At 58.9% G+C, this 7047-nt stretch carries 8 protein-coding genes; 4 read left to right on the top strand and 4 right to left on the bottom strand.

What is annotated here, in order from left to right; genetic code table 11:
* Positions 1-909: 909 nt before the first annotated feature.
* The 4 genes from H7847_RS20035 to H7847_RS20020 all read left to right on the top strand — a co-directional run bounded on the left by H7847_RS20035 (position 910) and on the right by H7847_RS20020 (position 4257).
* A complete protein-coding gene (locus tag H7847_RS20035; RefSeq protein WP_227271259.1) occupies positions 910-1581 on the top strand; it encodes a DNA methyltransferase in 672 nt (223 codons plus the stop codon).
* On the top strand, positions 1578-2189 hold the full coding sequence (locus H7847_RS20030) for a hypothetical protein (RefSeq protein ID WP_227271258.1): 612 nt from the start codon (positions 1578-1580) through the stop codon (positions 2187-2189). The genes H7847_RS20035 and H7847_RS20030 overlap by 4 nt, the downstream gene beginning before the upstream one ends.
* Before the next feature lie 231 nt (positions 2190-2420).
* Entirely contained in the window at positions 2421-2711 is a 291-nt protein-coding gene (locus H7847_RS20025) for a hypothetical protein (protein ID WP_227271257.1), read from the top strand.
* Entirely contained in the window at positions 2701-4257 is a 1557-nt protein-coding gene (locus tag H7847_RS20020; protein WP_227271256.1) for a recombinase family protein, read from the top strand. The genes H7847_RS20025 and H7847_RS20020 overlap by 11 nt, the downstream gene beginning before the upstream one ends.
* A 90-nt stretch (positions 4258-4347) precedes the next feature.
* On the opposite strand, the gene H7847_RS20015 is transcribed toward H7847_RS20020, so the two are convergent.
* The 4 genes from H7847_RS20015 to H7847_RS20000 are packed head-to-tail and all read right to left on the bottom strand — an operon-like array spanning position 4348 to position 7020.
* Positions 4348-4899: a deoxynucleotide monophosphate kinase family protein gene (locus H7847_RS20015; protein WP_227271255.1), complete on the bottom strand. Its 552-nt coding sequence runs from the start codon at positions 4897-4899 to the stop codon at positions 4348-4350.
* Positions 4896-6056, bottom strand: a complete 1161-nt coding sequence (locus tag H7847_RS20010) for a hypothetical protein (RefSeq protein ID WP_227271254.1) — start codon at positions 6054-6056, stop codon at positions 4896-4898. Before H7847_RS20010 ends, H7847_RS20015 begins: the two co-directional genes overlap by 4 nt.
* A 3-nt stretch (positions 6057-6059) precedes the next feature.
* Positions 6060-6359, bottom strand: a complete 300-nt coding sequence (locus H7847_RS20005) for a hypothetical protein (protein ID WP_227271253.1) — start codon at positions 6357-6359, stop codon at positions 6060-6062.
* Complete coding sequence (locus tag H7847_RS20000) at positions 6346-7020, bottom strand: glycoside hydrolase family 108 protein (RefSeq protein WP_227271252.1); 675 nt, start codon at positions 7018-7020, stop codon at positions 6346-6348. The genes H7847_RS20005 and H7847_RS20000 overlap by 14 nt, the downstream gene beginning before the upstream one ends.
* Positions 7021-7047: the final 27 nt, after the last annotated feature.

Here is a 7047-nt window from a genome sequence, read left to right as displayed (position 1 = left end):
GCTCTTGGGCGACATCAATTCCAACGTAGCGTTTCATGGTATCTCTCCTCTGGCTGAATGGTTTCAACATCGACTTTAACGACGTTCGAAACCTCCCAAGCCGGATTCGCCGCAGATACGCCATGTCCACTTATTGGTACGTCTTCCTCCTTGTAGCATGAGCAGGATTTCACTGGGTCGATACACCACTACATAAACGGCAGTAGTCCCTTTGCATTGGACGTTTGACGGTTTGTAGGGGGGTTGGACACATTATAGACGGGCCCGTTTGGTTGATGTACCTGTCGAGCGTAGCTTCGCCAATTGGTTGAGCATTACTCGGATATACTATGTATATCGTTGATAATATTAATAAAACCGCAAATTCAAAATTTTTTGCATTCCTTTTTTCCCTAGATAAATGTGCGCAAGCATAACTGATAATATCAGGCTTTAATGCTCAAATGTACTACTGAGTTTGTAACCTTAAACTTCCGTGCCACAGCGCCATCATTTTTGTTGATCACCTGCTCACGGACAACCCCGGTAATGTAAGGCGGCTCACGGTTGTTAAGACGCTGATTTCAATATGAACCCTTATCACACCGCCTACCTGACTGATAAGTGTCAGGGTGCTTAGGGTGCAGACGTCTTGTGCGCTGCATTCACTTCTACGGCGTTACCGCGTTGCGAACCTTATCCTCCAGCTTGCATCAAATCCGGGGACGCCCACAGCCTGTGCGTCAATCCTCTTCCGCCGCGAGCGGTCTCCCGAGAAGAAGATTGACTCATCCCCGGAAGGTTTGATCGACCGTCCCAGCCGCGCCGAGTGCGCGGCTTCTTTCATGGGACGCTCGCCGCTGGGGAGAGGTTCAAGCGCGGGGTCAGTGGTTTGGTTTCGCCTTCACCTCAAAAGAAAGCGAGTTTCACATGCAATCGAACCAAATCATTCACGGCGAGTCCGCCAATATTCTGAGAACATTCCCCGAGGCCAGCGTTGATCTGGTCGTGACCGATCCGCCCTATCTGGTGAACTACAGGGACAGAAATGGGCGCAGCTTGCAAAACGACAACAACGCCGAAGCCGTCATGGCGGTGTTTGATCCGATGGCGCGGGTGATGAAGCCAAACAGCTACGCGGTGTGTTTCGCGGGATGGGGCGCACTGCCGCAGTTTTCAGCCGCGTGGGAGGCAGCGGGTTTGCGCATCGTCGGGCAGATTGTCTGGCATAAGCGCTATGCCTCACGGGTCGGGTTCACACAGTATCGCCATGAATCGGCGTACATCCTAGCCAAGGGAAAACCTGCGCGACCTACTAAGCCTCTGCCGAGCGTCATGGAGTGGGTCTATTCGGGCAACCGTGCCCACCCAACAGAGAAGGCGGTCGAGGTTATCGCACCGCTGATCCGCAGCTTTTCGAAGCCCGGCGATCTGGTGCTTGATCCGTTCTGCGGCTCTGGTTCGACCTGCGTTGCGGCGACGTTATCAGAGCGTCAGACCATCGGCATAGAGCTGGACAAAGAGCACATCACCACCGCGCACAACCGTTTGGCGGGTGTCATGGCCTACACGGAGCGCCAGAAAACACAGGTGGCGGCATGAGCAAGCAACCTGAACAAATGGGCTTTGATTGTCTGATGCAGGCGGCGGCGGCTGAGAATACCGCCCATGCCTTCGCGAAAGAGACAGCGCATTTGCCTGAAACCATGAAAGAGGCTATCATCTTTCATCGTGCGCAAATCGAACGGCATCACGCGGCGATGCTGGCGACGGACTTCAATGCGGCAATTGCTATCCGTAAAGAAGCGCACGCGCTGGCGAAGAAGCTAAACAGCGGCAAGCCGGGCATCATTGCGGGGCCGGATGCGCCGGGCTGCGTGTTGGAGCGCGAGACTGCCGCGCCAGCAGGGGCAGTGCCCATCTGGGGTCAGGCTGGGGCGTTCGAGATCGAGGCCGCAAGCACGACCGCCTTGATAGAGATTAGCGGCATGTTTGGCATAGGCGCAACGGCGATGCCTTATGCAGGGTTTTCCGATCGCGCCAAGGACAAGGCCGCTCCGTTTTTCAGCGACACAGGCTATCGCAGCTTTCTGGGCGCGTCCGTCCCGCCAGAACAGGGTATGACGCCAGAGGGCTTTGTGCGGCGCGCGATCGAATCGCATGTCGAGACTGTTTTGCGCGGCAGGCTGCTCGCGGTTCGAGCGTTGTAGGCTGCACACTGTCGTATGGCATTGAAGGCATTAGACAAAATAGGAATATTTTGCTAATCTATCTGGATCAACGCCATGATTGCACCTGCCGCGCGGGGCATTTCCCCCGCGCGCACCGCTTGGCCCCAGATCGGCCCAAGCGGTGCGCGGTCTCATGACTCATTTCAATCACCATTAGCAGTCACGCGCCCGTTTCAGTCCGCGCGCGACGACAGATTCAAGGACATTCAGATGACAGACCCACACGCCCCACCAACACGCCGCGCCCTCACACTCGATGTCGAGAAGTACCAGGCCTATCTCGATGACACATCAATACCAGACCATCGGAAGAAGGAGATGATCGACGCCCTGTGGGGCATCATCGTCGCCTTCATCGACCTGCGCTATGACGTTGTAACTGCGCTCGTAAAGCGCGAAGAAAGCTGTGGAGAACTCCAAGTTTTGAGCGCTGACTGCACTGTAAATGGGGTAGAATCGGCCAACACACTTCAAGAAACAGGAGGCCCTCGTGACGCATGAGCAAACCGCAGTGCCCGCGCTGATCTACTGCCGCGTGTCTAGCAAGAAGCAGACGGCAGAGGGTGCGGGGCTGGAAAGTCAGGAACACCGATGCCGTCAATATGCCGAGACCAAGGGGTATAACGTCGAAGCGGTCTTTCCAGACGATGTCTCCGGCGGCGGCGATTTCATGAAGCGCCCCGGCATGGTCGCGCTGCTCAGTTTTCTCGACGCGCAACCGGGCAAGAAGTACGTCATCATCTTCGACGATCTGAAACGGCTGGCGCGCGACACGAGCTTTCACCTGAAACTGAGGAAAGAGCTCGCCGCCCGAAACGCCCGGCCCGAGTGCCTGAACTTCAAATTCGCGGACACGCCGGAAGGCGAGTTCATCGAGACCATCCTCGCTGCTCAGGGCGAACTGGAGCGCAAGCAAATCGGTCGCCAGACGGCGCAAAAGATGCTGGCGCGCATCGAAGCCGGGTATTGGGTCTTCCGAACCATTCCCAGCTATCGTTACAAGCAAACACGCGGCGAAGGGAAACTGCTGGTGCGCGACGAACCCGTTGCCTCTATCGTACAGGAAGCCTTCGAGGGCTTTGCCTCAGGCCGCTTTCCCAATCAGGTGGATGTGCAACGCTTTCTTGAGGCCCAGCCTGAGTTTCCCAAGCAACTTCCCGGCTGCAAGCTGCGCCTGCAAAAGGTGACGGATATTCTGACGCATCCGCTCTATGCGGGCGATGTGCAGGCTGTGAAATGGAACGTCGCGAGCCGAAAAGGGCGGCACGAGCCGCTGGTCAGCCGCGCCACCTTCAACAAGGTGCAGAGACGCATTGCTGAGGGCGCCAGAGCGCCACGTCGCGCCAATATCGGCGACGACTTCGCGCTGCGCGGCTATGTCTGCTGCGATGCCTGCGAGGCTCCCTTGCGCTCGTGCTACACACAAGGCGGCTCCGGCGGGCGCTATGCCTACTATCTTTGCCACACGAAAGGCTGTTCCGAGTATGGCAAGTCCATCCGCCGCGAACAGCTGGAGGGCGAATTCGAGACATTGCTGAAATCGCTCCGCCCAGCCATGCCGCTCTATCGCATTGTCCGCGACATGTTCTGGGACGCCTGGGAACAGCGCAACGCGCAATCCGGTCAGTCCCGCAAGTCTCTGGCCAACAGCCTGCGCAAGATCGAAAGTCAGATCGACACCTTCGTCGACCGCATCGGCGAGGCAAGCAGCCCTGCCGCTATCGCTGCCTACGAGCGCAAGATCAGCGCGCTTGAAGAGGAGCGGCTTCTTGCGGAAGAAAAGCTGACCGGAATCGGTGCCCAGAACGGCGGAAAAGACCGAGAAGCAAAAGAAAAAATAGAACTCAGCCTCGCATTCCTCGCAAATCCTTGGAAACTTTGGGAAACAGGCGACAAGACCCTGCGCAAACTGGTCCTCAGACTGACCTTTTTAGAGCGGTTACGCTACTGCCGCAGCGAAGGACATAGAACTCCGCAAGTCACTGTTCCATTTACGTTTTTCGAGATATCTGGCGAAAAATGTCAAATGGTGCCCAGGAGAGGATAAAAACCGACGCTCAAACACGCATATTTTACTTTTCAAATCAGTAACTTACATAAGTTACAGATTTTCAATGTTGCGGGATTTGTTGCGGGATTAAATCAAACCCGATATTGCAGATTTAAGGTGATCCAAGTCGCCCGAATTGTCAATCGTAACGTCGGCGCAATCGGGGCCGAGACCTTCCGAGGCGTGGTTGATCGAAGCCCCTACCGAGGCTGGGCGATCAATGAACACAATCACGCCGCCAAGACGGCGGATCGCGTCGATCTCATTCGGAAACCGGACGTCCTCGACGACGGCCGAGGACCCGGCGGCGAGGATCGAACGGGCGCGGGTTTCCCAGATCGAGACCCAAAGCCCGGACGATATCAGATCGCGACCCCATTCGGTCCCGAGGGTAATCATAGCTTGCCGAGGTGACACGCCGTCTAGGATCGCGTCGGGGGCCTCTTTTAGATCGCCCTCGATACGTCGGGCGATTTCGCAGGGGGGCAGACCAGCGGCGGCAAACAAGGCCGACAGCATGGCTTTAAGGCCCGCCGCAAAGCGTGTCCGGGTGAAGCCCTCGGCCGCTATGATCTCGGCCGCGGTTGACTTGCCAGCCCCGGCGCGGCCCACTAGGCCGATCAGGCGCGGCCCGTTCATTGCAAGACCTTTCCATTGACGACGCCGACGATCTTTCGACCGACCTCGCCGCGGGTTTCGTGAAACTCGACCGCGATCATGGATCGCCCGCCGCCATACCCGCCGCCAATGTGATAGGCGTCGCCGGGGATAATGGTTTGCAGGCATTCAATCGGGACGCCCATTTCCTCGCCGACCATCGTGTTATGCAAGTGCCCGTGATAGAAGCGGTGGACCGTTGCGGCCGCGTAGTCGTGCGGGCGGCGCTGGATCATCACGCCGGGCATTTTGGCGGGCTTGCAGGTGTGCCCGTGCGTTGCGCCGATCTGGACGACGCCGCGGCGGTAGAACCACCACAGACCCGGGTCCAGATCAAACTCGACGCGATCCTCGGCGTCAAACAAGAGCGCCAGCGCCTCGGCAAGAGCGACGGCCGTTTCTTCGTCATGGTTGCCCGGCAAGAGGCGGACTGTCACTTTCGGGAAGCGGGCCAAGAGAAGACGGATCGCCCACGCGAGAACCCGGATCACAACCCGGCGCACCTTGGCAAAGCGGCCATCCACGTCGAGCCGGTTTCCGCTGCGCTTGGTCGTGCCGGACTCGTCGTCCGAATGCAACAGATCGCCGAGGCCGAGCAAAATCGCTTCATCGGCGTCGGGTGTTTGAGCAACCAGACGGGAAAAGGCGTCCATGACAAGACGCTCAGCGATTTTCAGATCAAAGGACTCGCCGGTTTCCTCTGCCCATGACAGCATTCCGAAATGCAGGTCCGGCCACGGGAACAGGTGAAAGGACCCCTTGCCGTCGGCCGAGGTTTTGGGCGCAGGGACGGGCGGGATCGAGCCGACCAGGTCCTTTGCAACGTCGCGGATCACTTGGGCGAAATCCTCGGGGGTAAATCCTTCCTCTCGAGTCTTTGTCCAAATGGCCCGCTGTTCCATTTCGCCCGTGACCGGGTTCAACGTGTGTAGGGTAGAGACGCCTTTGACAACCTGACCGGCCGGGATTGCGGCGGGTGTTGAGCCGTCAAATCCGCGTTGCGCGATCCGGGCAAGGCGACGGTAAAGCGCCGAGGTCGAGATACCGAGGGCGCGGGCCGCGCCCGGGGTGTCTCCCGGGTGCGCTGCGACGACGTGTGCCGTCGCCTTCAATTCGTCGTCGGTCAGCGGTGCGGCCATAGGTCAAGCCCCTTTCGTGAGGTAGTAGACAGCGACACCCGAAACGATCGGTGTCGCCAGTGTTGCGGCCAGCCAGAAAACACGCTCGGCGAGCCTGATTGACGTCTTATTGGCCTGCGTGGTCGCTTCCAGCGCGGTCAGGCGGGCGGTAAGCTGGACGACGGCCGTCGTATTCGCGGACTGATCGCGAAAGAGCGTCGCCGTCCGTTCCTCGACCCGAGCCAGTCGCACAACCGCCTCGGAGATCGCGTCCAGCTTGCGCTCGACGCGGCCGCGCCATTCGAGATCGTCAGCGGGTTTCATTGACACGCCCCCCGGACAGCGCCGAAACGATCCGCGTCCAAGCGGTCGAGGGGCGGCGGCGAGAGGGCGCGGGAGCGTGCGTCGCAGTGCCGTGCGGGATGACGTCCTCGATCACGGATTCCTTGATCGTCGCGGCCTCGCCGCCAGCGACCAGCGCAAAGTCCATCGTCCGGCGCGTCCAGCCACGGCCGAAGGTGACGAAGATCGCAAGCGACGTGTAGTGCAACAGTTGCCACGTCAGAAATTCACGCATGATCGCGAGAGGGTCAGCGTTCCACTTGTCCGAAACGGCGGCAAGCGTGCGAGGACCGATTGCACCGTCACGCTTTACGCCCGCGGCGCGTTGCAGAAATTTCGCGGCGCGGCCGGGGCCTTGGTTCACTGCCGAGTTAAAGACCAGCATCGCGAGAGGCCCGGGCAGCAGATCGCCCGAGACCGCGTCCCAGAAATGGACGCGGTATAGCCTCCGGGCCTCGCCTTTGGTCAGGTCTTTGAGATCGCGCGCGTCCACGCGGCCATCCATGTTGACGTCGATCGCCTTTGCGACCAGCGTTTTCAGGGTCCATCCCCAACGGGTCAGACCGCCGGGATCGTCCTTGTGGTCGGACCATCCGCCCTCCCAAATTGCGACGGTGTCCATTGCGGACTCGAAATAATCCATATGCGTTTTCCTTGTGAGTTGAGCCGA

The sequence above is a fragment of the Roseobacter weihaiensis genome (assembly GCF_020622345.1).
Lineage (GTDB): Bacteria > Pseudomonadota > Alphaproteobacteria > Rhodobacterales > Rhodobacteraceae > Roseobacter > Roseobacter weihaiensis.
This window is presented reverse-complemented; position numbering and strand designations above follow the sequence as displayed.

Excerpts from the sequence above, each read along its gene's own strand:
- H7847_RS20035 (WP_227271259.1), top strand. The coding sequence starts at position 910 with ATGCAATCGAACCAAATCATTCACGGCGAGTCCGCCAATATTCTGAGA.
- H7847_RS20025 (WP_227271257.1), top strand. The coding sequence starts at position 2,421 with ATGACAGACCCACACGCCCCACCAACACGCCGCGCCCTCACACTCGAT.
- H7847_RS20030 (WP_227271258.1), top strand. The coding sequence starts at position 1,578 with ATGAGCAAGCAACCTGAACAAATGGGCTTTGATTGTCTGATGCAGGCG.
- H7847_RS20010 (WP_227271254.1), bottom strand. The coding sequence starts at position 6,056 with ATGGCCGCACCGCTGACCGACGACGAATTGAAGGCGACGGCACACGTC.
- H7847_RS20015 (WP_227271255.1), bottom strand. The coding sequence starts at position 4,899 with ATGAACGGGCCGCGCCTGATCGGCCTAGTGGGCCGCGCCGGGGCTGGC.
- H7847_RS20005 (WP_227271253.1), bottom strand. The coding sequence starts at position 6,359 with ATGAAACCCGCTGACGATCTCGAATGGCGCGGCCGCGTCGAGCGCAAG.
- H7847_RS20000 (WP_227271252.1), bottom strand. The coding sequence starts at position 7,020 with ATGGATTATTTCGAGTCCGCAATGGACACCGTCGCAATTTGGGAGGGC.